General features: G+C 69.6%; 26 protein-coding genes. 12 read left to right on the top strand and 14 right to left on the bottom strand.

All coding sequences use genetic code 11. The features are described 5' to 3' along the window. Positions 1-78: 78 nt before the first annotated feature. The 3 genes from ACFU7D_RS01725 to ACFU7D_RS01715 form a co-directional block, all read right to left on the bottom strand. Positions 79-1,350: an NAD(P)/FAD-dependent oxidoreductase gene (locus ACFU7D_RS01725; protein ID WP_378862468.1), complete on the bottom strand. Its 1,272-nt coding sequence runs from the start codon at positions 1,348-1,350 to the stop codon at positions 79-81. Continuing rightward, entirely contained in the window at positions 1,347-1,706 is a 360-nt protein-coding gene (locus ACFU7D_RS01720) for a non-heme iron oxygenase ferredoxin subunit (protein ID WP_378724942.1), read from the bottom strand. Before ACFU7D_RS01720 ends, ACFU7D_RS01725 begins: the two co-directional genes overlap by 4 nt. A gap of 62 nt (positions 1,707-1,768) precedes the next feature. Further along, a complete protein-coding gene (locus ACFU7D_RS01715) occupies positions 1,769-2,575 on the bottom strand; it encodes an IclR family transcriptional regulator C-terminal domain-containing protein (protein ID WP_378724943.1) in 807 nt (268 codons plus the stop codon). A 122-nt stretch (positions 2,576-2,697) separates the two neighbouring features. Here ACFU7D_RS01715 and ACFU7D_RS01710 point away from each other — a divergent pair, with 122 nt between their 5' ends. The 8 genes from ACFU7D_RS01710 to ACFU7D_RS01675 are packed head-to-tail and all read left to right on the top strand — an operon-like array spanning position 2,698 to position 10,570. Next, positions 2,698-3,906, top strand: a complete 1,209-nt coding sequence (locus ACFU7D_RS01710; RefSeq protein WP_378862465.1) for an MFS transporter — start codon at positions 2,698-2,700, stop codon at positions 3,904-3,906. Next, entirely contained in the window at positions 3,893-5,176 is a 1,284-nt protein-coding gene (locus ACFU7D_RS01705; RefSeq protein ID WP_378862462.1) for a Rieske 2Fe-2S domain-containing protein, read from the top strand. The genes ACFU7D_RS01710 and ACFU7D_RS01705 overlap by 14 nt, the downstream gene beginning before the upstream one ends. A 41-nt stretch (positions 5,177-5,217) precedes the next feature. Beyond that, on the top strand, positions 5,218-6,255 hold the full coding sequence (locus ACFU7D_RS01700; RefSeq protein ID WP_378862459.1) for an ABC transporter substrate-binding protein: 1,038 nt from the start codon (positions 5,218-5,220) through the stop codon (positions 6,253-6,255). Between the two features lie 5 nt (positions 6,256-6,260). Beyond that, positions 6,261-7,097 (top strand): ABC transporter permease, encoded by an 837-nt coding sequence (locus ACFU7D_RS01695; RefSeq protein ID WP_378862455.1) that lies wholly within the window; start codon positions 6,261-6,263, stop codon positions 7,095-7,097. Between the two features lie 32 nt (positions 7,098-7,129). Further along, the gene (locus ACFU7D_RS01690) at positions 7,130-8,002 is read left to right on the top strand and encodes an ABC transporter ATP-binding protein (protein ID WP_378862452.1); all 873 of its coding nucleotides are present in this window, start codon (positions 7,130-7,132) and stop codon (positions 8,000-8,002) included. Further along, a complete protein-coding gene (locus ACFU7D_RS01685; RefSeq protein WP_378862449.1) occupies positions 7,999-9,114 on the top strand; it encodes a zinc-binding dehydrogenase in 1,116 nt (371 codons plus the stop codon). Before ACFU7D_RS01690 ends, ACFU7D_RS01685 begins: the two co-directional genes overlap by 4 nt. Beyond that, positions 9,111-9,617 (top strand): hypothetical protein, encoded by a 507-nt coding sequence (locus ACFU7D_RS01680; protein ID WP_378862446.1) that lies wholly within the window; start codon positions 9,111-9,113, stop codon positions 9,615-9,617. The genes ACFU7D_RS01685 and ACFU7D_RS01680 overlap by 4 nt, the downstream gene beginning before the upstream one ends. Then, positions 9,614-10,570: a PDR/VanB family oxidoreductase gene (locus ACFU7D_RS01675; RefSeq protein WP_378862443.1), complete on the top strand. Its 957-nt coding sequence runs from the start codon at positions 9,614-9,616 to the stop codon at positions 10,568-10,570. Before ACFU7D_RS01680 ends, ACFU7D_RS01675 begins: the two co-directional genes overlap by 4 nt. A gap of 17 nt (positions 10,571-10,587) precedes the next feature. Here ACFU7D_RS01675 and ACFU7D_RS01670 read toward each other — a convergent pair whose 3' ends face one another. The 3 genes from ACFU7D_RS01670 to ACFU7D_RS01660 all read right to left on the bottom strand — a co-directional run bounded on the left by ACFU7D_RS01670 (position 10,588) and on the right by ACFU7D_RS01660 (position 13,729). Continuing rightward, the gene (locus ACFU7D_RS01670) at positions 10,588-11,361 is read right to left on the bottom strand and encodes an IclR family transcriptional regulator C-terminal domain-containing protein (RefSeq protein ID WP_378724960.1); all 774 of its coding nucleotides are present in this window, start codon (positions 11,359-11,361) and stop codon (positions 10,588-10,590) included. A gap of 127 nt (positions 11,362-11,488) precedes the next feature. Next, the gene (locus ACFU7D_RS01665) at positions 11,489-12,367 is read right to left on the bottom strand and encodes an alpha/beta hydrolase family protein (RefSeq protein ID WP_378862440.1); all 879 of its coding nucleotides are present in this window, start codon (positions 12,365-12,367) and stop codon (positions 11,489-11,491) included. Positions 12,368-12,559: 192 nt separating this feature from the next. Continuing rightward, positions 12,560-13,729 (bottom strand): glycoside hydrolase family 19 protein, encoded by a 1,170-nt coding sequence (locus ACFU7D_RS01660; RefSeq protein WP_378862437.1) that lies wholly within the window; start codon positions 13,727-13,729, stop codon positions 12,560-12,562. Positions 13,730-13,893: 164 nt separating this feature from the next. Here ACFU7D_RS01660 and ACFU7D_RS01655 point away from each other — a divergent pair, with 164 nt between their 5' ends. The 3 genes from ACFU7D_RS01655 (at position 13,894) to ACFU7D_RS01645 (ending at position 17,098) form a co-directional block, all read left to right on the top strand. Beyond that, positions 13,894-15,054: an ROK family protein gene (locus ACFU7D_RS01655; protein WP_378724964.1), complete on the top strand. Its 1,161-nt coding sequence runs from the start codon at positions 13,894-13,896 to the stop codon at positions 15,052-15,054. A gap of 74 nt (positions 15,055-15,128) precedes the next feature. Next, positions 15,129-15,536 carry a hypothetical protein gene (locus ACFU7D_RS01650; protein ID WP_378862434.1) on the top strand — a complete coding sequence of 136 codons (408 nt, stop codon included), beginning with the start codon at positions 15,129-15,131 and terminating at the stop codon, positions 15,534-15,536. After that, positions 15,536-17,098 (top strand): multicopper oxidase family protein, encoded by a 1,563-nt coding sequence (locus tag ACFU7D_RS01645; protein WP_378862431.1) that lies wholly within the window; start codon positions 15,536-15,538, stop codon positions 17,096-17,098. Before ACFU7D_RS01650 ends, ACFU7D_RS01645 begins: the two co-directional genes overlap by 1 nt. Positions 17,099-17,114: 16 nt before the next feature. On the opposite strand, the gene ACFU7D_RS01640 is transcribed toward ACFU7D_RS01645, so the two are convergent. After that, on the bottom strand, positions 17,115-17,480 hold the full coding sequence (locus ACFU7D_RS01640) for a DoxX family protein (protein ID WP_378724968.1): 366 nt from the start codon (positions 17,478-17,480) through the stop codon (positions 17,115-17,117). Between the two features lie 111 nt (positions 17,481-17,591). Here ACFU7D_RS01640 and ACFU7D_RS01635 point away from each other — a divergent pair, with 111 nt between their 5' ends. Beyond that, positions 17,592-17,969: a winged helix-turn-helix transcriptional regulator gene (locus ACFU7D_RS01635; RefSeq protein ID WP_378862428.1), complete on the top strand. Its 378-nt coding sequence runs from the start codon at positions 17,592-17,594 to the stop codon at positions 17,967-17,969. Between the two features lie 9 nt (positions 17,970-17,978). On the opposite strand, the gene ACFU7D_RS01630 is transcribed toward ACFU7D_RS01635, so the two are convergent. The 7 genes from ACFU7D_RS01630 to ACFU7D_RS01600 are packed head-to-tail and all read right to left on the bottom strand — an operon-like array spanning position 17,979 to position 25,172. Further along, positions 17,979-19,685 carry a cation:proton antiporter gene (locus ACFU7D_RS01630; protein ID WP_378862425.1) on the bottom strand — a complete coding sequence of 569 codons (1,707 nt, stop codon included), beginning with the start codon at positions 19,683-19,685 and terminating at the stop codon, positions 17,979-17,981. A gap of 31 nt (positions 19,686-19,716) precedes the next feature. After that, a complete protein-coding gene (locus ACFU7D_RS01625; protein WP_378862423.1) occupies positions 19,717-20,841 on the bottom strand; it encodes an agmatine/peptidylarginine deiminase in 1,125 nt (374 codons plus the stop codon). 46 nt (positions 20,842-20,887) lie between these two features. After that, entirely contained in the window at positions 20,888-21,019 is a 132-nt protein-coding gene (locus ACFU7D_RS01620) for a hypothetical protein (RefSeq protein WP_378724976.1), read from the bottom strand. A gap of 21 nt (positions 21,020-21,040) precedes the next feature. Further along, positions 21,041-21,319: a hypothetical protein gene (locus ACFU7D_RS01615; RefSeq protein WP_378862420.1), complete on the bottom strand. Its 279-nt coding sequence runs from the start codon at positions 21,317-21,319 to the stop codon at positions 21,041-21,043. A gap of 1 nt (position 21,320) precedes the next feature. After that, a complete protein-coding gene (gene acs / locus ACFU7D_RS01610) occupies positions 21,321-23,264 on the bottom strand; it encodes an acetate--CoA ligase (protein WP_378862417.1) in 1,944 nt (647 codons plus the stop codon). Continuing rightward, a complete protein-coding gene (locus ACFU7D_RS01605) occupies positions 23,239-23,649 on the bottom strand; it encodes a DUF779 domain-containing protein (RefSeq protein ID WP_378862414.1) in 411 nt (136 codons plus the stop codon). Before ACFU7D_RS01605 ends, acs begins: the two co-directional genes overlap by 26 nt. Then, positions 23,649-25,172 (bottom strand): aldehyde dehydrogenase family protein, encoded by a 1,524-nt coding sequence (locus ACFU7D_RS01600; RefSeq protein WP_378862411.1) that lies wholly within the window; start codon positions 25,170-25,172, stop codon positions 23,649-23,651. The genes ACFU7D_RS01605 and ACFU7D_RS01600 overlap by 1 nt, the downstream gene beginning before the upstream one ends. Positions 25,173-25,261: the final 89 nt, after the last annotated feature.

Raw genomic sequence — 25,261 nt, 5'->3', positions numbered from 1 at the left:
CCATGGCGGGAATCTGAGGGTGCGCGAGGAGGCGGAGCGCCCCACTTCCCCGCCATGGCGGGATTCTGCAGCCCAGAGCTACCTGGCCCCGCGCAACAGCTTTCGCAGGTCGATCCCGGGGTCGGCGAGGTCGGAAGCTCGTACGTCGACACCCCGGTCGATCATCCGGCGCGCGGCCTTCGCAGCAGACGGGTCGTCGACCGAGACCGCACCGACGACTTGCTCGCCGCGGAGCGTGAAGACGGCGAAGGGCGGCTCGCCGACCACGCCGCGCACGACGGTGGTGTGCTCGGCGTCCGGCGACCGCATCTCACCGACCCCCTCGACATGGAGGCCGTAGCGGTCCGACCACCACCAGGGAGCGGTGGCGGGTGGGGGCACGGACCCGAGGATCGTCGCGGCAGCCCGGGCGCCATCCAACTGCGCAGCTTCCCAGTGCTCGGCACGGTGGTGGTCGCGGAGCCGGGCGCAGTCGCCGACCGCGAGCACCGACGGGTGGCTGGTCGTCTGGGCGGAGTCGACGAGGGTGCCGCGCGAAGTCTCCAGGCCCGCGGCCTCGGCGAGCCTGGTATCTGGGACGAGACCGACAGCCAGGAGAACGGCATCGAACTCGCGCGAGTCCGGCTCGCCCTTCAGCTGCGCCGCGACGCCGGTCGAGGTCTCCAGCAGGGTCTCGACCGTCGTCGTCAGGGCCTCCACGCCGTGGTCGGCGTGCAGACCGTGCAGCCAGGTCGCCACCTCGATCCCGACCGCAGCCGCAAGCGGCGGCGCGAGCGGGTCGACCAGCACGACCTCGACCCCCAGCCCACGCGCGGTCGAGGCCACCTCGGCCCCGATCAGCCCACCTCCCACGATCAGCAGCCGGGCCCCGGGCACGAGCACCGTACGCAACCGATCGGCGTCCCCGACCTCCCGGAGCACGTGGATCGGCGACACGACGGGACGTTCTCGTCGGTTACCGGTCGGTAGAGCAGCAGAAACGTCCCGTCGTACTTGAGCGATCGCGGGCCAGACCGCACGACCACCCGTGGCGAGGACGATCCGGTCGGCGGTCAGCACCCGCCCGTCGGCGAGCTCGACCTCACCGGCGTCCGGGCGCAGTGCGACCGCTACTGCGTCCCCGACCAGCGAGACCCGCTGGTCGGCGTACCACTCCGCAGGCTGGAGCGCGATCGACTCAAGGGTCCGGCCGCCGGCGAGATACTCCTTGGACAGCGGCGGGCGGTCGTAGGGGAGGCCGTCGGCGGAGAGGAGGACGAGGTCGCCGACGTACCCGTTCTTCCGCAGCTCCGCGACCGTGGACACACCGGCGATCCCACCACCGACGACGAGGACCGACGAGACCGTCACGGACGCTCGTTCGGGAACAGGTAGACCTCCCCGTCACGCACCTCGACCCGGTGCGGAACCGTGTCCCGGGTGGCCGGGAGCCCGTCGACCTTGCCGGTCTTGAGGTTGAACCGCGAGGAGTGCAGCGGGCACTCGACGTCGCCGTCCTCCACCCAGCCCTCGGCCAGGGAGGCGGTCTCATGGGTGCAGGTGTCGTTGAGCGCCCAGCAGGTGCCGTCGTCGTCGCGCAGGATGGCAATGTCGTCCTCGGTGCCGGTGATGTCGGAGGAGATCGCGATCCCCTCACCCTCCGGGATGTCGTCCACGGACGCGACGCGGATTCCTGTGCTGCCGCCGTTTCCACTATTTCCGGTCATGCCCCCATCTTCCAATGCCGGGCACAAGGAACCGGCCACCTCCCCCGCCCAGGACGCGCACCTCAGGCTTGGTGGGTCTGGTGGAGGTCGTCGCCGATACGCGCCGCCGAACGCATCAGGTCCGGAACCGTGTCAAGAAGATCGAGCACGGGCGCCTGCCCTCCGGTGCGGGTCGAGACGTTGAGCCCGGCGACCACCCGGCCGGCCCGGTTGCGGATCGGTGTCGCGACAGCGCTGAGCCCGGCCTCGAGGACCTCCGATACGTGGCACCAGCCGCGAGCGCGGATGTCGACCAGCTCCTTGACGAGATCATCGGCGGACAACCCGGTGCGCTCCGACTGCTCCTGGAAGGCGTCGGAGGCGAGGAAGCCGGCCAGCTCCTCGTCGGGGAGACCGGCCAGGACGACCCGGCCGATGGCCGGGAGAGACGCCGGCAGCCTGCTGCCGACGTGGAGCGAGACGGCCACCAGGCGCGGCGCGCCGACCCTCAGGAGGTAGACGATGCTGTCGCCGTCGAGCCGGGCGAGCGACACCGTCCGCCCGAGCCGGTGCGAGAGCTCCTCGCAATGAGGCAGCGCCACCTCGGCGAGGGAGAGTCGCGACTGGCTGGCGTAGCCGAGGTCGAGCAGCCGCGACGTGAGGCGATAGTGCCGGCCGTCGTACACCGCCAGCCCCGCGGTCATGAGGGTACGCAGCAGCCGACGCGTGGCCGACCGGCTGAAGCCGGTGCGCTCGGCCGCCTCGTCCAGCGAGAGCTCTGGATGAGTGCCGTCGAAGGCCCGCACGACGTCCAGACCTCGCATCAGGGACTGGACGACGTCACGGTCGGAGACCCGCCGCTCGTCATCCGCCACGATTCGTTCCGCCATGCGCACACCCTAACGAAGATCGGGCAGATTTTCCCGCCCCTCACTTGACCTGAGGTCTTCGCCGTGTAACCGTGTGTCCACGGTCACAATGCACAGTTGTGCGCATAGCGGAATGGAGTCAGATGAGCAGCGACACGGCCGATGCCACCAGCGCCAAGGAGAAGATCTCCCCGGCGCTGTGGATGTCGCTGTTCGTGTGTATGGGCATCGGGCCGTTGTTTCTCTACACACTCACCGCGATCTCTCCCCTGGTGATCGCCGACCTCGATCTGAGCCCGGCCGAGTACGGCGCGATCTCGACCGTGACCTTCGGCGCTGCAGCGCTCACGGCACTTCTCCTGGGCGGGCCGTCGAGCCGCTTCGGCGCGCGCACCGTGATGGTCGCGGTCTCGGTCGGCTCGATCTCCGGCCTCGCCGTGCTGGCACTCGCCGAGTCGTACGCCGTCGTGGTGGTCGCGGGCGTGCTGAGCGGTGTCGCCCAGGCGCTCTCCAATCCGGCCACCAACCGGATGGTCGCCGGCGTGCCGGTGCGGCAGCGAGGTGCCCTCATCGGCTGGAAGCAGTCCGGGGTCCAGGCCGCGCAGCTCGTCGCGGGCCTCGCCGCTCCACTGATCGCGGCCGCCGCCGGGTGGCGCTGGGCCGTCGCCGCCGGTGTCGTCCTCGGGATCCTCGGCGTGGTCAGCGCGCTCGCGACCCGTCCCCTGGCCAGGGCCGACCGGGCACCCGGCAGAACCGAGGAGTCCGGACCGATCTCGGTCGTGATGCTGACGGCGTACACGTTCTTCATCGGGTTCGGTCTCCAGGCCACCAACGCCCACCTCCCTCTCTTCGCCCATCTGGAACTCGGTCTGGGCCTGCGTCCCGCGGGCCTGATCGCCGCGCTGGTCGGGCTGGTCGGACTGCTGAGCCGCATCTGGTGGGGCCGCCACGCGGATGCGGGCTCCCGGCAGGCCTCCACGCTCCTCGTCCTGGCCATCGGCGCCGCGCTCGGCGTCGTGCTCGTGATGGCCTCGACGCTGGTCGGCAGCTGGCTGGTGTGGGTCGGCGCCGCCGTGTTCGGGGCCGCCGCGCTCGCCTCCAACTCCGTGACCATGGTGGTCCTGATCAGCACCGTCCCCGTCGAATCCCTCGGCACCGCGACGGCGTTCCTGGCCACCGGCATGTACCTCGGCTTCGGCTCCGGACCGCTCGCGTTCGGACTCACCCTCGATCTGGGCGCCGGCTTCGGCGTCGCCTGGCTGGTTCCGCTGGCCGCCTTCGTGGCGGCAGCACTCATCAGCCTTCCCCGCCGCATCACCCCTCTGAAAGGCAACCTGCATGCTCACCCGTGAACAGAACGACCTGCTGACCCAGACCGGTCCGGGCACCCCCATGGGCAACCTGTTCCGTCGCTACTGGATCCCCGCGCTGCTCGCCGAGGAGATCGAGGGCGCCGACTGCGACCCCGTGAGGGTGCAGCTGCTCGGCGAGAGGCTGATCGCGTTCCGTGACTCCGAGGGCCGCATCGGTCTGATCGACGAGTTCTGCAGCCATCGCACGGCGTCCCTCTACTTCGGGCGCAACGAGGAGGGTGGCCTGCGGTGCGCCTACCACGGCTGGAAGTACGACATCGACGGCAACTGCGTCGACATGCCGTCCGAGCCCGAGGGCAGCAAGTTCTGCTCCAAGATCAAGCAGCGGGCGTACAAGGCCGTCGAGGCCGGCGGCCTGATCTGGGCCTACATGGGCGACCCAGGCACGGAGCCGCCGCTGCCGAACCTGGAATGGATGGGTCTCAACCCGGAAAAGCGCTTCATCTCGAAGCGTCGCCAGTTCTCCAACTATCTGCAGGCGATGGAGGGTGGCATCGACTCCAGCCACGTCTCCTTCGCGCACCGGTTCAACCTCGACGACGACCCGCTGCACTCCGGCACCGAGGGCAACAAGTACCTCAAGGCCGACACCCGACCGAAGTTCGAGGTGGCCGAGTCCGACGGTGGCCTGCTGATCGGTGCGCGTCGGAACGCCGACGAGGAGAACTACTACTGGCGCATCACGCAGTGGATGATGCCGTGGTACACGATCATCCCGCCGTTCGGTGAGCACAACCCGATGGGTGGCCACGCCTGGGTCCCCATCGACGACGAGACCTGCTGGGCCTGGAGCTGGAACTACCACCCCACCCAGGACTTCGGCGAACGCGAGATCAACGCCCTCAACGGCGGAGACGGCATCCATGTGAAGTACAAGCCGGGAACGTACGACCCGCTGGCCTCGGCCGAGAACGACTACCTCATGGACCGGGCCGCCCAGCGCCGCAAGGAGACCTTCTCCGGTATCGCGGGCATCGCTGCTCAGGACTTCTCGCTGCAGGAGTCGATGGGGATCGTCGCCGACCGCACCAAGGAGCGCCTCGGCACCTCCGACGCCGCCATCATCCTTGCCCGCCGCCGCCTGCTCGCTGCGCTCGAGGAGCTCGACTCCGACAAGCTGCCGGGTCTGGCTCCCGAGCACACCAGCGTGCGCTCCACCTCGATCCTGCTGCCTCGCGACGTGCCCTTCCAGGAGGGCGCTAAGGACGTCTTGGCGGTCAGGCCCGGCGAGAACTTCCACTCGATCTGATCGGCAGAATCATGCGTACACACTTCAAACGGTCGCGCGCGATGGTTGCCGCCGTGGCCCTCTCCTTCGGGGCGATCACCGTGGCCGGGTGCGGCACCAGTGCCACCGGGGCGACGTCGTGCGTCGGTGTCGAGGTCGAGGCCGGCATCACCAACAGCCTCTCCGACGCCCTGCTCTTCATCGCCCAGGACAAGGGCTACTTCACCGAGGAAGGTCTCGAGGTGAAGCTCCGCCCGTTCAAGTCGGCCGGCGAGATGGTCCCCTACCTGGCGGCTGGTCACCTGGCCGTCGGCGCCGGTGCCCCGTCAGCGGGCTTCTACAACGGCATCGCCCGCGACATCGACATCAAGATCGTCGCGGACAAGGGCCAATTGGTGACCAACCACGACTACATGCCGCTGCTGGTCCGCAAGGAGCTCGTCGACTCGGGCAAGGTCAAGAGCATCAGAGACCTCGAGGGCCTCAGCGTGGCCGAGCCGGCGCCCGGCACGGCGACCTCCTCGACCCTGGCCGCGCTGCTCGAGACCGAGGGGCTCGCCTACAACGACGTCTCGCACATGTTCCTCGGCTTCCCCGACCACGTCGCTGCCCTGCAGAACGGGTCGATCGACGCCTCGCTCACCACCGAGCCGGCCGCGACCAAGGCGCTGAGCAGCGGCGCTGCGGTCAAGCTCGCGGACTCCACGACCGTCTACAACAACCAGCAGCTCGCCGTGCTCCTCTACAGCGGCGACTTCCCCAAGGAGCAGGGCAAGGCCGCCCAGTGCTTCATGAACGCGTACGCGCACGCCGCACGCGACTACAGCGCGGCGGTCGAGGGCGGCAGGTGGGCCGGTGCGGGGGCCGACGAGATCGCCTCGATCATCGGAGCCAACATCAAGACCGATCCTGAGGCGGTCAAGAAGACCGTCCCCAGCTACGTGAACCCCGACGCATCGCTCAACGTCGAGAGCCTGAAGAAGGACTACGACTTCTTCGTCAAGCAGGGTCTCTACACGGGCACGTCGCACATCGATTTCGACGCGCTGGTCGACACCAGCTACGTCGACAGGGCGGCCCAGGCCGCGACCAAGGAATGAGTGCCATGACCAACGTTGCAGAAGCGGCCACGACCCCGAAGGCAGCGGTTGCTGCCCGCCAGGTGGAGCAGCGCCGTACCTTGAGCAAGGGTGCCCTCCGCACCATCTCGATCCTCAGCCCGATCCTCGTGCTCGTGGCCTGGGAGATCTTCTCCCGCGCCGGGCTCCTCGATGACAGGTTCTTCCCAGCACCGACCCTGATCTTCCAGGCACTGTGGACCGAGGCGAGCAGCGGCGAGCTGTGGGCTCAATCCCAGCACAGCCTCACCCGTCTGGTCGTCGGCTTCCTGGTCGGCGCCATCCCGGCAGTCCTCCTCGGTGTCGCGATGGGTCTCAACAAGGTCGTGAACGCGGCCGTGCGCCCGATCATCTCCGCCCTCTACCCCGTCCCGAAGAGCGCGGTGCTGCCGCTGTTCCTGCTCTTCTTCGGCCTGGGCGAGGACACGATCTGGTACTTCGTGGCGATGGGCGTCTTCTTCCCCGTCGTCATCAACACCTACACCGGGGTCTCGAACGTCTCGGCGATCTTCTACGACGTCGCCGAGAACTTCGGGGCCAAGCGGTTCACGGTCTTCCGCACCGTCGCGCTCCCCGGGGCGATGCCCAACGTCATCACCGGCCTCGAGCTCGGCGCCGGCATGGGCCTGATCATGCTCGCCATCGCCGAGATGATGGGCGGCCAGGGCAACGGCTGGGGATTCATGGTCTGGAACTCCTTCCAGCTCTTCACCATCGAGTCGATGTACGCCTACCTGCTGGTCTTCGCGCTCGTCGGGCTCCTGCTCGCCCTCATCGTCGGATTCGTGGGTCACAAGCTCACCCCGTGGATCACCCGCCACTGACGGCGGCCTACTAGAGAAACGGACCACCCCTCATGTCCAACACCACTGCACCGGCCTCCACCGAGACAGCGTCGGCCGTGGCCGACCCGAAGATCCGGATCCGCGGTCTCAGCAAGCGCTTCACGGTCCCCGGCGGCCACGTCGTGACCGCCGTCGACTCCTTCGACCTCGACGTACCTCAGGGTCAGTTCCTGACGATCGTCGGTCCGTCGGGCTGCGGCAAGACCACCCTCCTGCGGATGCTCGCCGGCCTGGAGTCGGCCTCGGCAGGCACCATCGAGGTCGCCGGCAGCACCGCCGGCCGCCCGGAGAACTCGATGGTGTTCCAGGGCGACTCGATCTTCCCGTGGATGAGCGTCTGGGACAACGCCGCGTACGGCCTGACCGTGCGTGGCGCCCCGAGGTCGGAGATCAAGGACACCGTCGGGCACTACCTCGACGCGACCGGCCTGACGAAGTTCGCCGACGCCTACCCTCACCAGCTCTCCGGCGGCATGCGGCAGCGCGTCTCGATCGCCCGTGCGTTCGCCAACGACCCCGAGATCCTGCTGATGGACGAGCCGTTCTCGGCTCTCGACGAGCAGAACAAGACGCTCCTGCAGGCCGAGCTGCTCCGCATCTGGGACGAGACCCGCAAGACGGTCGTCTTCATCACCCACTCCGTCGACGAGGCCGTCACGCTGAGCGACCGGATCATGGTGATGAGCGCTCAGCCGGGCCGGGCCAAGGCGTTCATCGACGTGCCGTTCGCGCGGCCGCGCGACGTCCTGCAGCTGCGTCACGAGCAGGAGTACGGCGAGATCGTCTACGGCATCTGGAGCCAGCTGAAGGAAGAGGTCGAGAAGGCCAAGCAGCAGGCCGACGCCCGCGTCGCCCCGAAGAAGCGGGGGCGCTTCCGCCGATGAACGATCTGCTGGTTCGCGCCGCCGTCAGTGACGGGGCCGGCGACACCGAGGTCCGGGAGCTGGTGCTCCCGGCCTCGGTAAGCAGGCTGCGCGTCGAGTCCTCCGCCGTATGCGGCACGGACGTGATGCTGCACCAGCGGGGGCTCAGGGCTCCCGCGGTGCTCGGTCACCACACGATCGGCCGCATCGACCACCTGACCCCCGAGGACGCCGAGGAGCTGGGACTCGAGGTCGGCACCCGCGTCGCCGTCGAGGAATACGTAGGCTGCGGCACGTGCGCCGAGTGCTCGGCCGGCCGCTACCGGCTGTGCGCCGATGTCGATCTGTGGACCGGGGGTGAGCGGGTCGGGATGATCCCGGCCTCGCGCGCCTCGGGGCTGCACGGCGGCAACGCGGAGTTCATGGAGCTCTCCTCGCGCCACGTGCTCCACCCGCTGCCCGACGACCTCAGCGTCGACCAGGCCGCCTGGACGCTGCCGCTGGCCAACGCCGTCGACTGGACCCTCGACGCCGGCGGCGTCGGCCCGGGCTCGAAGGTCGCGATCATCGGCCCCGGCTACCACGGGCTCTCCTGTGTGGCCGCCGCCATCGCGGGCGGCGCCGAGACCGTGATCGCGCTCGGTCGCCGGTCCAGCGTGGGACGCCTCGAGCTGGCCCGCCGGCTCGGCGCGGCCACGGAGCTCAACGACGACACCGTCGTCGATGTCGTACATGAGAAGTACGGCCCGCTCGACGCGGTCATCGACACCATCGGCACCCCGCAGACCATGGCGACCGCCATCCAGCTGCTGGGCCGCTTCGGTGTGCTGGTGATCGCGGGGCTCAGCGGTGGCGACGCCGCGCTCGACCCGACCGCGATCGTCCGCAACCTGGTGACCGTGCGCGGCGTACGCGGCCGGTCGCCGCAGGCCGTCACCCGTGCCATCGAGCTCCTCTCCTCCGGCGGGACCGGCCTGGAGCGGATCCCGACGCACAACGTTCCCCTGGAGCAGGTCGGACAGAGCCTGCGCGACATGGACCAGGGCAAGGCTCCGCTCACCCCTCATGTCGTGATCGACCCGTGGCTGCGGGTCGACCCAACCCGCTCCGAGTCTGTGAAGGAGACCCGATGAACCCCCTGCGTAGGTCCTATGAGGCCCGTGTTCTCGTCGTGCCGCTCGGTCCTGGCAGCGCCCAGCTCGTCGACGAGCTGCGGAAGCTCGGGGTCGAAGGCGTCCAGATCCTGACCGGGCCGGACCCGGTCGAGGCGCTGACCGAGCCGCTGGGCGAGGGTGCCTGGGCGCCGCCGATGCCGGCCGGCACCAGCGCCGTCGCCGAGTCGGCCGACATGGTCGTCCTGGTCGGGAGCGACCTCACCGAGGTCCCCGAGCGGGTCGTACGCGAGGTGTGCACCGCGGCGCGCGACGGTGGCGACCTGATCGCCGCCGTCCTCGTCGCCCCCGAGCACTGGCAGGAGCCGGCCGGCGCCTCGGCCATGATCACCCTGCGCCAGGAGGTCGACATGCTGGTGTCCGTACGCGGCCCCCAGCTGCTCGCCGCGCTGCTGGACGTGCTGCGCGGCGGTGCCCGCACGGAGGCCGACGCCGCGGCGGCGGAGAAGGAGATGTCGGCATGACCGGCGAGGAGCAGGACTTCTTCGAGGTCACCGTGCGGCAGGCGAAGCTGGAGGCCGACGGGGTGATCTCGCTCGAGCTGGTGCCCGACAGCGGTCTGCTGCCGGCCTACGAGCCCGGGTCGCATCTCGACATCGAGCTGCCCTCGGGCCTCGTCCGGCAGTACAGCCTGTGCAGCCCGCCGGCCGACCTGAGCTTCTACCGGATCGCGGTGCTCCGCGAGCCCGAGGGCCGCGGTGGCTCCGAGGAGGTCCACGAGACCGCACTGGTCGGTAAACGGGTCCGCATCCGCGGTCCCCGTAACCACTTCCCGCTCGAGCCGTCTCCGCGCTACCTGTTCGTCGCCGGCGGCATCGGCATCACCCCGATGCTCGCGATGGTCATCCGCGCGGAGCGTGAGAAGTCGCCGTACGAGCTCGTCTACGTCGGCCGCCACCTCGAGTCGATGGCCTTCCGTGAGAAGCTCGCGACCGGGCCGAACGTCAAGGTCGTCGTCAGCTCGTCGACCGGTCGCCCCGACCTCGCCTCGCTCGTCGACGGTGTCAGCGACGACACCCTCATCTACGCCTGCGGCCCGATCTCGATGCTCAAGGAGATCGAAGAGATCTGCGAGACGGCGGGGCGGTCCGCTCAGCTGCGGCTGGAGAAGTTCGCCTCCGACGGCGAAGCGCTGGTCGAGGCGTCGACCGGTGACTCCTTCGAGGTCGAGCTGCGCAGGTCAGGAACCGTCCTCACCGTCGGCTCCGACCAGGGTCTGCTCGAGGTCATCGAGGATCACTGCGACATCATGACCTCCTGCGAGGACGGCTTCTGCGGCACCTGCGAGACCACGGTCCTCGAGGGTGTCCCGGAGCACCACGACACGATCCTCAACGAGAAGGAACGGGCCTCCGGCAAGACCATGATGGTCTGCGTCGGGCGCTCGAAGAGCCCCCGGCTGGTGCTCGACCTCTGAGGGCGAGCACCACGGCGTCACGAGGCGGCCAGCTCCGCCTCGATGGCGCGCGTGGTGGCGAGCAGCTCGGGCAGGATCTCCTCGCGCAGCTGCTCGACCGAGGTGCGGTTGACATGGGTGGCGACGTTCACCGCAGCGATGGCGCGACCGTCGGGCCCGCGTACGGGGGCGGCGATCGAGCGCAGCGTCGGGTCGATCTCCTGGTCGGTGATGACGTAGCCGTCCTTGCGGGCCTGGGCGATCCTGCGGGCGAGCTCGTCGCGGGCGACCGCGGTGCGTCCGGTGAGCGGCTCGGCATGCAGATGCTCGAGGTAGTCGCGCAGCGCCTCCGGGTCGAGATCGGCGAGCAGGACGCGACCGCTGGACATCGCGTACGCCGGCATCCGGGTGCCGACCGCGATGTTGACCGTCATCAGCCGATCCGCTTTGACACGGTCGACGTAGACGACCGTGTCGCCGTCCAGGACGGTCAGCGAGCAGGTGTCGCGCACCCGCTCGGCGAGCGAGGTCAGGTGAGGATGGAGCCGCGGGAGCCCCAGCCCCTCGAGGTACGCGTCGCCGAGCTCCATCACCTTGGGGCGCAGCTGGAAGGTGCGACCGTCGGTGCGGACGTACCCGACGCGTTCCAGGGTCAGCAGCAGCCGCCGGGCGGTGGCCCGGGAGGTGTCGGCGAGGGTCGCCACCTCGGCCAGGGACAGCGGCTGCTCGGCTTCGCTGAGGATGCCGATCACGTCCAGACCGCGCAGCAGTGATCCGACGATCTCCTCGCCCTTCGGGCTGGTCGTGGGCATGATCCGACCCTATCGGAGCCGGCGCAGCCACCGCCGTCGCTCGCCGGGGTCACCGACGAGACGCCGAGCACAAGGAACCGGCCACCTCCCCCGAGGTGACCGGTTCCGTACGCTCGAACCGGGAGGATCAGTCCGGGCAGGTGTTGCGGTAGTCGGACAGGTTGACCGAGGACGGCGCCGGGCAGAGGAACTGCGAGTAGCGGGTGTCGTCGTCGACGTACCTCTTCAGCCAGGTGACGAACAGGCGCCCTTGCCAGTCGTCATCGGTGTTGGCGATGAGGTGGTCGCCGTTGTTGATCTCGCCGTACGCCTTCTCCCGCGCCCCGGTGGCCGAGGTGTAGAACGGGACCGAGTGCGACGACACCGGTGCGATCGTGTCCAGCTCCGCGCCGATGATCATGGTCGGGACCTGGATGCCGGGCCAGGTCTTGTCGGTGTGCCAGGGCTGCAGCGCGACCGCGGCCTTGACCGAGGAGTCCTGGTTGGCCGCGGCGAGCGTGCCACCGCCGCCCATCGAGTGGCCCGAGACCGCGATCCGGGTCTCGTCCAGGCGTGAGGCCACGGCGGAGGAGGCGTCCTCCATCAGATAGTCGACCGCGGCCAGGATCTGTGAGCCGCGGCTGTCGGGCTGGTCGTAGATGGTGTCGGTGTCGATCGCGAAGACCACGAACCCGTGCGAGGCGACCCGGCGGGCGATCGAGGAGTAGGCCGAGGACGTGGCGGTGAAGCCGGGGGCGAGCACGACGCCGCCGTACGTCCCCTGGCTGGTCGAGGTGGGGTAGTAGATCGTCCCGCCGCCGAAGCCGATCACCAGCGAGGAGACCGAGGCGGTGGAGAGGGAGAACGTGCCGTTGTCCAGGACGCTGGCCGACGTCGGGTCCGGCCCGCGCTCGTAGGGGCTCTCCGCGTCGGCCGGCGCGACCAGACCGAAGAGGGGGAGAGTGACGGCCGCGGCGACCGCGGCGATGCGGAGAGAGAGTGACCTGAGGGGGTGTGATTCGAGCACCGAGCATGCTCCTTCGTCCATCCGGCCCGGGCTGTCCGGGTTCCGGTTGCTACTCGACGGTAGGGGCGCGGCCGGGCGGCGGGCACCGGCACAGGAACAGAACCTGTTTGTGCGGTTGTCACAAAACAGAAACAAGCGGCGTACGCAGGTGGGGCTGCGTACGCCGCCGGTTTCTGTGCGGCGGGCTGGGTCTCAGCAGTAGAGGTTCCCGCCCGGGTCCACCCCGAGCAGCGAGGTGACCTCGGTGTAGTTGTCGACGCGGCTCTGCACCTGCCCCGGGTTGCCGCCGTTGCACTCGATGGACCCGTTGATCGACCGGATGGTCTCGCCGAAGCCGGCGCCGTTGACCATCGCCGCGTGCGCGGTCATGGTGCCCGGGCCGTTCTGGGTGTTCCAGTACCAGAGCCCGGTCTTCCAGGCGACCGCCGGATCGGTGGCGACCAGGTTGGGATTGTTCAGCAGGTCGATCCCGAGCGCGTCACCGGCGGCCTTGTAGTTGAAGTTCCAGCTCAGCTGGACCGGACCGCGGCCGTAGTACTGGTCGTTGCCGGCGGGGCAGCCGTAGGACTGGTTGGGGTCGCAGTAGTGCGGGTAGTTGGCCTCGTTCTGCTCGACGACGTAGAGGAGGTCACCGGTCTCGTGGGCGACGTTGGCGATGAACGCGGCGGCTTCCCGCTTCTGGGTCGCCTCGTCCCCGGCATTGGTGAATTCCGGGTAGGCGCTGAGCGCCTCGACGAGACCTGCGTACGTGTAGAAGGGGTTGCGGTTGGGGAAGAGCTGGTTGAACTGCGCCTCGCTGACCGGGAACTCAGCCGCCACCGGGGCCGGCGACTCCGGGTCGGTGGCAGTGCCGCCGATGTTCACGTCGATGCAGGCGTAGAAGGCGTTCGTCGTGTCGGCGACGTTCCAGACCGCGAGCACCTTCTGGCGGCCGGTGAAGGAGCCGAAGTCGACCTGGTGCTCGACGGCGGCCGGCGGCTGCGCGCCGCCGTCGTCGAACTCGGCGATCTTGGTGCCACCGATGAAGTACTGCCAGGTGCTGGTGCTGTGCCGGGCGCTCAGCGACCAGCTGAACGTCTGGCTCCTACCGACGGGTGTGACCTGCCAGTTCTTCGAGTCGTCGTCGAGCTCCGCGAAGCGGGAGTTGCCGCCGGAGCAGCTGGTCAGGCCCTTCGGGCCCTCGACACTCTGCGGTTCGTACTTGATGTCCCCACAGTCGACGGTGCCGGCAGCACACTGGGCCTGCCTGCTCGGGGGGTTCGAGATGTAGCCGTGCGCACTTGCGGGGCTCGTCGGCAACATGGCCAGGACGGGCGCCAGCAAGATCCCGCCGAGAACGGCGATCTTTGTCTTAGTACGCATTCCAAGCTCCTTGAGGGGGTTGAGATGGATGGCGATCGAGCCCCCACTGTAAGGTTCCTTTACAGTTACCGTCTAGACCCTGGGTGGACAAACACCGGCGCGGGCCCTTCAGTTGTTAAGTTGCTTTCCGTACGCCACCCCGACCCTCGAAAGGAGCGCCGCCGATGTCGAGACCGCTCAGGACACACCTGATCCGTGACACCAACGACCGCGCGGCGCTCGACCTGATGCTCTCGGACGGTCCAGTGACGAAGACCCGGCTCGGCGAGCTCGTCGGTCTCTCCAAGGTGACCGCGGGACAGCTGCTGATCCGGCTGGGCGAGCGTGGCCTGGTCGAGGTCGTCGGCACCCAGCAGGGCGGTCGCGGCCCCAACGCCGCGCTCTACGGCGTGGTCCCGTCGGCGGGCTATGTCGCGGCCCTCCACATCGGCCCCGACCAGATCACCGCGTCGGTCGCCGACATCACCGGCACCGAGCTGGCCACCGGTGCGCTCGACCCCCACGAGGCCTCCGACCCGGTCGAGGCGGTGCGGGCGACGGTCGCCGACGCCACCCGCAGCGCCGGCATCACCATGCCGCAGCTCCGCTGCCTCTCGATCGGTACGCCGGGCATGATCGACCCGCGCACCGGCGACATCCGCTTCGCCAACGACCTGCCGGACTGGCGCGCGGGCGTCCTCGCCGACCTCCGCCACAGCTTTCAGCGGCCGATACTGATCGAGAACGACGTCAACCTGGCCGGGCTCGCCGAGCAGTCCGCCGGAGCCTCCCACGGCGTCAAGGACTCGGTGCTCGCCTGGATCGACCGCGGCCTGGGGCTCGCGGTGATCGTCGACGGCCGCCTCCACCGCGGCGCCGGCGGCGGTGCCGGCGAGATCGGCTATCTGGCGGTTCCGGGCGCCTCCACGCCTCACGGCACCGACAGTCCGCAGCACGCGGCCTTCCAGTCGCTGGTCAGCGTCGAGGCCATGGACACCCTCGCCCGTGCGTTCGGGCTGGAGGGCAGCGGTGTGGACTGCGTCCGGGCAGCCGCCGGGGGCGACCCCGACGCCGAGCCGTTCCTGGAGGAGCTGGCCAGGCGGCTCGCCCTCGGCCTGGCGGGCATCTGCGTGGTGCTCGACCCCGAGCTGTGCGTGCTCGCAGGCGAGGTCGGGAGCGCCGGCGGGCCGGTCCTGGCCGCACGCGTACAGAAGGCGATCGCCGCCCTCGGCCCCAACGTCCCCACCGTCGTCCCCACCGAGATCTCGGGTGACGCCGTGCTCCGCGGCGCCCTTCAGATGGGTCTCGACACGGCCCGCGACGAGGTCTTCACCCACCAGGGCTGACCCCGACGAGGATCCGCCGGCGGTCAGGGGAACGCCCGATGCCATAGGTATTCTGTCTACATATTGTGGATGGCGTGACCACACAGATACGCGAGCGCCGACCACGCATCAGCCTCTTCTGCTTCCGAGCCGTCGCGGCTGTGACCGCGCTCTTCGCGATCGGGCAGCCGATCTTCATCGGCTCCTACTTCGCCGGCACCTTCGAGGCGTTGAGCCTCCACTCCGCGGGCGCGGCAGCACTGCAGGGCCTCGGCCTGCTGCTGCCGGTCGCCGCGGGCGCCGTCGTCGCGATGCGCGGACGCTGGTGGTTCCTCATCTGGTCGGTCGCGCTCTTCTTCCTCATCCACGTCCAGGCGATCCTCGGCTACACCCGGGTCCTCCAGCTGCACGTCCCGGTCGGCGTCCTCACCGTCGGCGTGGCGGTGGCCGTGGCGATCGCCTCCCTGCGCCGCGGCGCCGGCAGCCCGAGGGAGGTCCGGTGATGAGGATCGGGAGACGCACCCTCCTCGGCGCCGGACTGGCCGCCCCGGTCGCCGGATCACTGGTCGCGTGCGGCGAGGCCCCCGGGCAGACCGGACGGATCCTGCGCAGCGCGGCACGGCTGCCGAAGGCGTACGAGACCCCGCTGCCGTTGCCGCCGGTCAAGCGGCCCTCGGGCGGGATGATCGAGATCGCCCAGCGCACCGCGTCGGTGGAGATCCTGCCTGGGCTGCGGACCGAGATGATGACGTACGACGGGGTCTTCCCCGGGCCGACGCTGGAGACTCGCCGCGGCGAGGCGGTGACCGTACGCCACACCAACTCCCTCACCCTGCCCACCGCGACGCATCTCCATGGCGGGCACACCCCGGCGCAGAGCGACGGCTGGCCGACGGACCTGCTGATGCCGCCGGGCTTCGAGGCGCCGGCCGCTCATGCCGGGCACGGGAGCGGGCACGGCGGGCACGAGGCCATGGCCGACCCGAAGGCGCAGGTCAGGACGGGGAAACGCGACTACCGCTATCCGCTCGAACAACCGGCGACGACGCTCTGGTACCACGACCATCGGATGGATTTCACCGCCCCGCAGGTGTGGCGTGGGCTGGCCGGCTTCCACATCGTCCGTGACGACGAGGAGGACGCGCTCTCGTTGCCGCGCGGCGAGCGGGAGCTGCCGCTGATGATCGCCGACCGGGCCTTCGACGAGGACGGCGCGCTGCGCTACCCGGCGCTCGACCCGGAACTGCTCGGCGATCCCGGGGTCGAGGACCACTACATGGCCGGTGTGCTCGGCGACGTCATCCTCGTCAACGGTGCCCCGTGGCCCGAGGCCGAGGTCGAGGCGGCGCAGTATCGGCTGCGGCTGCTCAACGCCTCCAACGCGCGCCGCTACACGCTCAGCCTGCGCACCGCCGACGGCAAGCCGGTCGAGTTCACGCAGATCGGCTCCGACGGCGGACTGCTCGCCGCCCCCGTCGAGCACGACCAGATCACGATGGCCTCGGGCGAGCGGTTCGACGTCGTCGTCGACTTCCGCTCTCTGCCACCGGGCACGACGGTCGAGATGCGCAACGGTCTCGGCACCGGCCGGACCGCTCAGGTGATGCGGTTCCGCATCGGCAGGAAGGCGGCCGACGACGTCCGGATCCCGGAGCGGCTGGGCGACGTACCCGAGCCCGAGGAGCCCGCCGGTGCGGTCGTGCGCAGGTGGCACTTCCGCCAGGCGAGCGTGCACGGCCGCCGCGGCTGGGGGATCAACGGCAAGCCCTTCGACCCGGCGGTCCCGCAGGCCCGGGTGCCGCGCGAGTCCACCGAGATCTGGGAGTTCTTCACCGACGCGCACCACCCGGTCCACGTCCACCTCTCGCCCTTCCAGGTGCTGCGGCGCGGCAACCACGGCCCCGGCCCGATGGACCTGGGCTGGAAGGACACCGTCGACGTACGCCCCTACGAGGCGGTGCGGGTCCAGGTGCGGTTCGAGAGGTACGCCGGCCGGTTCCTGATCCACTGCCACAACCTGGAGCACGAGGACATGGCGATGATGGCCGGGTTCGAGACGATCTGACCCCGGCCGGCTGCGGTCACGATCGAGTGGCGAGGACCAGCGCGACGAGCGCGACGACCACCAGGACCGCGTTGAGCCACAGGTCGCGCCGCTCGCCGCGCGAGAGGTGGAAGAGCGTCGCGAGCACCTGCACGAGCGCGAGACCTGCCGCCGCCCAGATCGCCAGGCTCGGGGCGATGCCGGTGAGCGGCGGGAGGATCAGCCCCAGCGCGCCGGCGACCTCCACCACGCCGATCGCCCTGACTCCCGCCATCGGGATCGCTGTGCCCGCCCACGCCATCATGGGTGCCAGCTGCTCCTGGCTCCGCACCACCTTGATCCCGCCCGAGTACAGGTAGAACGCCGCCAGCAACCCCGCGACGATCCCGTATGCGACCACCATGTCGAACTCCTTGGTTACGATGAGTAACTGACCGATCGAGATCCAGCATGACCGGGTTCCGGGAGGCGTACAAAAGGCACATCGGTGTGCCCGAGCGGACGGAGGGGCTCGATGTCGGACTACGAGAAGGCCTGCCTGATCAGGGGAGACGGCGGCCGCGCGATCCGCGGCATCCTGGACCGGATCGGTGACAAGTGGAGCCTGCTGGTGATCGCCACCCTCGACGGCGGCCGGTTCCGGTTCGGCGACCTCAAGACGCGCGTCCCGGGCATCTCGCAGCGCATGCTCACCCTCACGCTCCGCCATCTGGAGCGCGACGGTCTGGTGGCACGTACGAGCTATCCGGAGGTGCCTCCGCGCGTGGAGTACGAGCTGACCGACATGGGCCGGACCCTGGTCGGGCCGGCGGTGGGGCTGGCCGAGTGGGCGATCCGGCACAACCCCCGGATCGAGGACGAGCGGCAGCGCTACGACGCCCGTCAGAGCTGACCGGACCGATCAGCTCATGTCGAGGCGCTTCTCCATGTCGTCGAGGATCGACTCGACCCTCCGGTAGGTGTGGGAGCTGTAGGCCCCGATGCTGCGCTCGGTCGCGAGCGCCTCGCGCATCGCATCGAGGTAGCGCACCTGCAGGATCATCGTCTGCTCCATCACCGCCGGACGGAGTCTCGGCGCCTCCTGCACGCCCGCGAGCACCCGCGGAAGGATGCGGTCCTTGAGCTTCGTCACCAGCTTCGGGTCGATCGGCTCGCCGTCGATGGTCTGCGACTCCAGCGGCCCGAGGGTGTCGACGGCCGACTCACCGACCTGACGCAACAGGGCGCGGAACGCATCGTGCCTGTCCTTGGCGCTCTCAGTGGTGAATCGCAACCGGCGGATCACAGCCGGGAGGGTGAGGCCGAAGAAGACGAGGGTGATGAGTGCGACCAGGAACGCGGCGAGCACGACGGTCGCCCGGTGCGAGGTGCCGGCCGGGATGGTCTGGGCCGCTGCGACCGTGACGACGCCGCGCATCCCGGCCCAGCCGATCACCAGGAAGCCGCGCCGGGTGATCGGCTCCCGCTCCTCGAAGTCGATGTCCGCCCGACCCCGCGCCAACCGGTGCCGAGCGGCGGTGATCCGGGCGTCCTCCCGGTCGTCCGCGGGGGTCAGCGAGTCGAGCTTCTCCTCGAACTGGTCCAGGCGGCTGCGTACGCCTTCCTGGCTCACCTCCCGGTCCCGGAGCGCGGGGCCGGCGAGGCCGACGAACCGGAGCACGACCAGCAGGCCCACGATGATCAGGACGAGCGCAGCCATCTCGCCGGGCGTGGTCTCGCCCTGTGCGGCATCGACGAAGTCCGGCAGCTGGTAGCCCATCGCCAGGAAGACGCCGCTCTCCAGGATGAAGCTGAAGGTCGTCCAGGTGGTGGCCTGGGTCTCGCGGTCGCGGGCGCTGAACCGGCGGCTGCCGAGACCGCCCGTCACCAGCCCGGCGATGACGACCGCGAGCACACCGGACGCGTTCAGCTCCTCGGCCGGGAAGTAGGCGATGAACGGCACCGCCAACGAGATCGTCGTGTTGAGCACGGGATCGTCCAGACGCTGGCGGAGCAGCACGGTGATCCAGCCGACCACGCCGCCGATCACGACCGCGCCCAGCACCGCCCAGCCGAACTCGAGCGTCGTACGCCACAGCGAGAAGGAGCCGGCCACCGCGATCCCCGCGACGGCCGTCCGGAGGACGACCAGGGCGGAGGCGTCGTTGACCAGGCTCTCGCCCTCCAGCACCGTCATCACCCGCGGCGGCAGCCCGGCCCGGCGCCCGATCGCCGTCGCCGCCACCGCGTCGGTGGGACTGACGACCGCGCCGAGCGCGACCGCGAGCGGGAACGAGATCTCCGGGAACAGCCAGTGGACGACCGCGCCGATCACCAGGGCCGAGACGATCACCATCACGACCGAGAGCCAGCTGATCAGCCGGAGGTTCCGCCGGAAGTCGATCACCGGCAGGTTGACCGCGGAGGAGTAGAGCAACGGCGGAAGTACGCCGGCCAGGATCAGCTCCGGATCGAGCTCGATCGCCGGCACCCCGGGCAGATAGCTAGCCCCGATCCCGAGCCCCACGAGGAGCAGCGGCGCCGCCACCCCCGTACGCCGCGCGAACACCGACGCCGCGATCATGATCGCCAGCGCCGCCCCGACGATCAGCATCACCCGATGGTCCATGCCCATGAGCCTAAGCGCGGCCGCGGCGGGATCAGTCGACCGGCTTGCCGGGCTGGTCGTGGGTGGCGCAGTGGATGCCGCCGCCACCGGTGGCGATGGTGTCGATGTTCACCGGCACGATGTCGCGACGGGGAAAGTGCTCCTGGAGGATGCCTCGCGCACGGTCGTCGGCCCTCCAGTCACCGAACTCGGGCAGATAGACGGCATCGTTGCCGATGTAGAAGTTCGCGTACGTGCAGAGGAAGTCGTCGCTGTAGCCCCGGATCCGGTAGGGATCGGGCTGGGGCAGGTCGATGACGTCGAAGCGGCGGCCCTTCGCGTCGGTCGCCTCGCTCAGCACGGACATGGCCTGGTCCGACGAGCGGGACCAGGAGTCGGCGGGCGTGCCGGGGAAGGCCCGGTCCAGGAGGATCACGCCGGGCGCGGTGAACCGTACGAGGCTGTCGACGTGTGCGTCGGTGATGTCCTCGCCGCGCACGCCCTTCAGCCAGATCACCTTCTCCATGCCGAGGGCCTCCTCGAGCTCGGCCTCGATCTGGTCGCGGCTCTTCCCGGGGTTGCGGTTGTCGTTGACGATCGAGCTCTCGGTGATGAGGAGCGTGCCCTCGCCGTCCGTCTCGAAGGAGCCGCCCTCGGCGACGAGAGGCGCCCGCTCGCGGGGGATCACGTACTCGGCGAGCAGCTTCCGGCCGACCCGGGCGTCGTTGTCGTGGACCTGCTTGTCACCCCAGCCGTTGAAGTTGAGGTCGACACCCACGACCTCCCCGCCCTCTTCGACGAAGAGCGGCACGGTGTCACGGGCCCACAGGTCGTCGACGGCGAGAGGGATGACCTCGACGTCGGCACCGCACGCCTTCTGCGCCGCGGCCACCTGGTCCGGGCGGGCCAACATCACGACGTACTCGTACTCCGCGATCGCCCGGGCGAGGCGCGCGATGTCCCGCCGTACGTGACGGAGGTCTTCGCCCCAGACGGTCTCCAGCGCGGGCCACGACATGAACGTGCGGGCGTGGCTCTCCCATTCGGCACCCAGGCGGCGCGCGGCGGTCGATCTGCTCGGATCGCCGGGTCCGCACGCCGCGGTGCCGAGCGCGAGCGCGCCGATCCCGGCGAGTGCGCGCAGAGCGGACCGGCGTGAGGGGCGGAAGTCGGGCAACGGGTCTCCGATCGTGAGGGGATGTCCCTGTCGACCGAATTCTCAGTCATGACGAGCGCAGAAGTCCTGCCAGCACCTGCAACCAGCGAGGACCAGCCGGCAGCACGCCCTCGCGAGTGTGCAGCCCGAGCTGATGGAACACCTCGGGGCAGCTGCAGGTGTGGATCACGGTCTTCATGGATCGTCCTCTTCCTCGGGGTCACATGGTCTTCAGGGAGCCCGACACGGTGCGGGTCGGGCGTGCCGCGACGGAGCATTCGGCGCACCACCGGCGGATGTCCTCGGACCGCAGCTGCCAGAAGGCGTGCCACCCCTGGGCCGGAGCACCGCAGATGGTCACCTGGGTGCCGATCCGCTTGAGATGCGCCTCGCCCCACGGGGCCGGCGCCGCGGTCCGGGCGGGCTGGCGGTGTCTGGCCACGATGACCCAGCTGCGCCCGATCGTCCTGGGATCGACGCCGGTGGCGGGCACGGCCATCTCATCCCTCCGCGATCAGCGCCATGACGCTCGGGTCGCTGAGCGTGGTGGTGTCGCCGACGTCCCTGCCCTCGGCGACATCGCGCAGGAGGCGGCGCATGATCTTCCCGGACCGCGTCTTGGGCAGCTCCGGGACGATCCTGATCTGCCGCGGCTTCGCGATGGCCCCGATCTCCGTGGCCACATGGCCGCGGAGCTCCTGGATCAGCGCCTCACCGGTGTTGCCGTCCCCGGAGCGCAGGATCACGTAGGCGACGACCGCCTGGCCGGTGGTCTCGTCGGCGGCACCGACGACGGCTGCTTCGGCGATCCGCGGGTGGGAGACCAGGGCGGACTCGATCTCGCTCGTGGAGAGGCGGTGACCGGACACGTTCATCACGTCGTCGACGCGGCCCAGGATCCAGATGTCGCCGTCCTCGTCCTTCTTGGCGCCGTCACCGGCGAAGTAGTAGCCGAGGTCCGCGAAGCGGGTCCAGTACGTCTCGACGAAGCGATCGTCGTCCTGCCACAGCGTGCGCAGCATGGCGGGCCACGGCTTGGTGAGGACCAGATACCCGCGCGACCCGTTCGGCACCGAGCGACCCTCCTCGTCGACCACGTCGGCACCGATGCCGGGCAGCGGCCGCATCGCCGAGCCGGGCTTGCCGGCGGTGACCCCGGGGAGGGGGCTGATCATCATCTGACCGGTCTCGGTCTGCCACCAGGTGTCGACGACGGGGCAGCGGTCACCACCGATGACGTTGCGGTACCAGAGGTACGCCTCGGGGTTGATCGGCTCGCCGACCGACCCGAGGAGCCGCAGCGAGGTGAGGTCGTAGGTGTCCGGGATCTCGCGTCCCCACTTCATGAACGTCCGGATCGCCGTCGGGGCGGTGTAGAGGAGGGTCACGCCGTACTGCTGGATGATCTCCCACCAACGACCCCGGTGCGGGCTGTCGGGCGTGCCCTCGTAGAGCACCTGGGTGACACCGTTGGCGAGCGGGCCGTAGACGATGTAGCTGTGGCCGGTGACCCAGCCGATGTCGGCGGTGCACCAGTAGACGTCCGTGTCGGGCTTGAGGTCGAAGACGGCATGGTGGGTGTAGGCCGCGCCGGTCAGGTAGCCACCGGTGGTGTGCAGGATGCCCTTGGGCTTCCCGGTCGTGCCCGAGGAGTACATGACGTACAGCGGGTGCTCGGAGTCGAACGCCTCGGGCGTGTGCTCGGGGGAGGCGCTGTCGACGACGTCGTGCCACCACAGATCGGTGGCGTCGTCGAAGGGCACGTACTCCCCGGTGCGGCGTACGACGAGGACGTGGTCGACCGGACTCCGGCCGCCCAGCCGCGCCAGAGCGGCGTCGACGGCCGGCTTCAGCGCCGACGGGGCCCCGCGGCGGTAGCCGCCGTCGGAGGTGATGACCAGCTTTGCCCGGCAGTCCTCGATCCGCGAGGCGAGCGCCTCGGCCGAGAACCCGCCGAAGACCACGGTGTGGGTCGCTCCGATGCGGGCGCAGGCCAGCATCGCGACGATGGCCTCGGGGATCATCGGCAGGTAGATCGCGACCAGATCGCCACTGACCACTCCGAGGTCGGTCAGCGCGTTGGCGGCCCGGGACACCTCGTCCTTGAGATCGGCGTAGGTGAGGTCCCGGGTGTCGCCGGGCTCGCCGACGAAGTGGAAGGCCACCTTGTCACCGCGACCGGCCTCGACGTGGCGGTCGACGCAGTTGTACGCCGCGTTGAGCTTCCCGTCCACGAACCACCGCGCGTGGGGTGCGTCGGACCAGTCCAGCACCTCGGTGAACGGCTCGGCCCAGGTCAGACGCTCGGCCTGCTCCGCCCAGAAGCCCTCGACGTCGGACTCGGCCCGGGCGTACGCCGCTTCGGTGACGTTGGCGGCAGCGGCCAGGGCGGCGGGCGGCTCGAAGCGGATCGGATGGTCAGTGCTGAGCAGTTTCTCGGTCAAGGCTCTGCGCCTCCTCGTCGGTGAACAGTCGAGATCGGATCAGGAACCGCACGCCCTCGGGCGCCTCCAGGGAGAAGCCGGCGCCGCGTCCGGGGACGACGTCGATGGTGATGTGGGTGTGCGACCAGTACTCGAACTGCGCACGCGACATCCAGACGGGCACCCGGCGGTCCAGCCCGATGTCCAGGTCGCCCAGGTGGATGTCGGCGTCGCCGAGCAGGAAGTCACCGTCCGGGTAGCACATCGGGGCCGAGCCGTCGCAGCATCCACCGGACTGGTGGAACATGACCGGCCCGTGGATACCGACGAGGCGGCGGAGCAGAGCCGCCGCCTCGTCGGTCACGGCGACCCGCGCCGGAAGGGAGGAGGCGTGGGCCGCGCTCATCAGAAGAACCCGAGTGCGTCGGGGCTGTAGCTGACGAGCAGGTTCTTGGTCTGCTGGTAGTGGTCCAGCATCATCTTGTGGGTCTCGCGGCCGATGCCGGACTGCTTGTAGCCGCCGAAGGCCGCGTGGGCCGGGTAGGCGTGGTAGCAGTTCGTCCAGACCCGGCCGGCCTTGATCTCCTTGCCGGCCCGGAAGGCCTGCGACCCGTCGCGCGACCAGACACCGGCGCCGAGGCCGTACAGGGTGTCGTTGGCGACCTTGAGGGCGTCGGCCTCGTCGTCGAAGCTGGTCAGCGACACGACCGGACCGAAGATCTCCTCCTGGAAGATCCGCATCGAGTTGTCGCCCTCGAAGACGGTCGGCTGCACGTAGTAGCCCTCGGCGAGGTCGCCCTCGAGGATGTTCCGCTCGCCACCGGTGAGGACCTTGGCGCCCTCGTCCTTGCCGATCTCGATGTAGGACAGGATCTTCTCGAGCTGGTCGTTGCTGGCCTGGGCACCGATCATCGTGGTGTCGTCGAGCGGGTTGCCCTGCTTGATCTTCTCGACGCGGGCGATGGCGTCGCCGACGAAGTCGGAGTACATCGAGCGCTGGACGAGCGCACGCGACGGGCAGGTGCAGACCTCGCCCTGGTTGAGGGCGAACATCGTGAAGCCCTCGAGCGCCTTGTCGTAGAAGGCGTCCTTCTCCGCGGCGACGGAGTCGAAGAAGATGTTCGGGCTCTTGCCGCCGAGCTCGAGGGTCACCGGAATGATGTTCTGGCTGGCGTACTGCATGATCAGGCGGCCGGTGGTGGTCTCGCCGGTGAAGGCGACCTTGGCCACGCGCGGCGAGGAGGCCAGCGGCTTGCCGGCCTCGACGCCGAAGCCGTTGACGACGTTGAGCACGCCGGCAGGCAGCAGGTCGCCGACCAGCTCCATCAGCTTGAGGATCGACCAGGGCGTCTGCTCGGCCGGCTTCAGGACCACGCAGTTGCCCGCGGCGAGCGCCGGGGCGAGCTTCCAGACCGCCATCAGGATCGGGAAGTTCCACGGGATGATCTGGCCGACCACGCCCAGCGGCTCGTGGAAGTGGTACGCCACGGTGTTCTCGTCGATCTCACCGATGGTGCCCTCCTGGGCACGCAGCACCCCGGCGAAGTAACGGAAGTGGTCGATCGCGAGCGGGATGTCGGCGGCGAGGGTCTCGCGGACCGGCTTGCCGTTCTCCCAGGTCTCGGCGACGGCGATCGCGGTGAGGTTCTCCTCCATCACGTCGGCGATCTTCAGCAGGATGTTGGACCGCTCCGTCGTCGAGGTCTTCCCCCACGACGGAGCGGCAGCATGTGCGGCGTCCAGGGCGGCCTCGATGTCCTCGGCCGTGCCCCGGCCGATCTCGGTGAACGGCTTGCCGTTCACCGGCGAGATGTTCTCGAAGTAGGCACCCTTGACCGGGTCGACCCACTGGCCGCCGATGTAGTGGCCGTAGCGACCTTGGACGGTGACCAGCGAGTCGGGCTGGCCAGGAGCTGTGTATACGGTCATCGGGATTTCTCCTCAGGCAGTTCAGGCATTGGGGCGTGATCGTGGTCACAGACGCTAGAAACGCCGAGGTTGCAGCAACGTTGCGGCCA

It is taken from the genome of Nocardioides sp. NPDC057577, assembly GCF_042801335.1.
GTDB lineage: Bacteria > Actinomycetota > Actinomycetes > Propionibacteriales > Nocardioidaceae > Nocardioides.
Note: the sequence above shows the minus strand (reverse complement) of the source record. Positions and strands in the feature narration are given on the sequence as shown.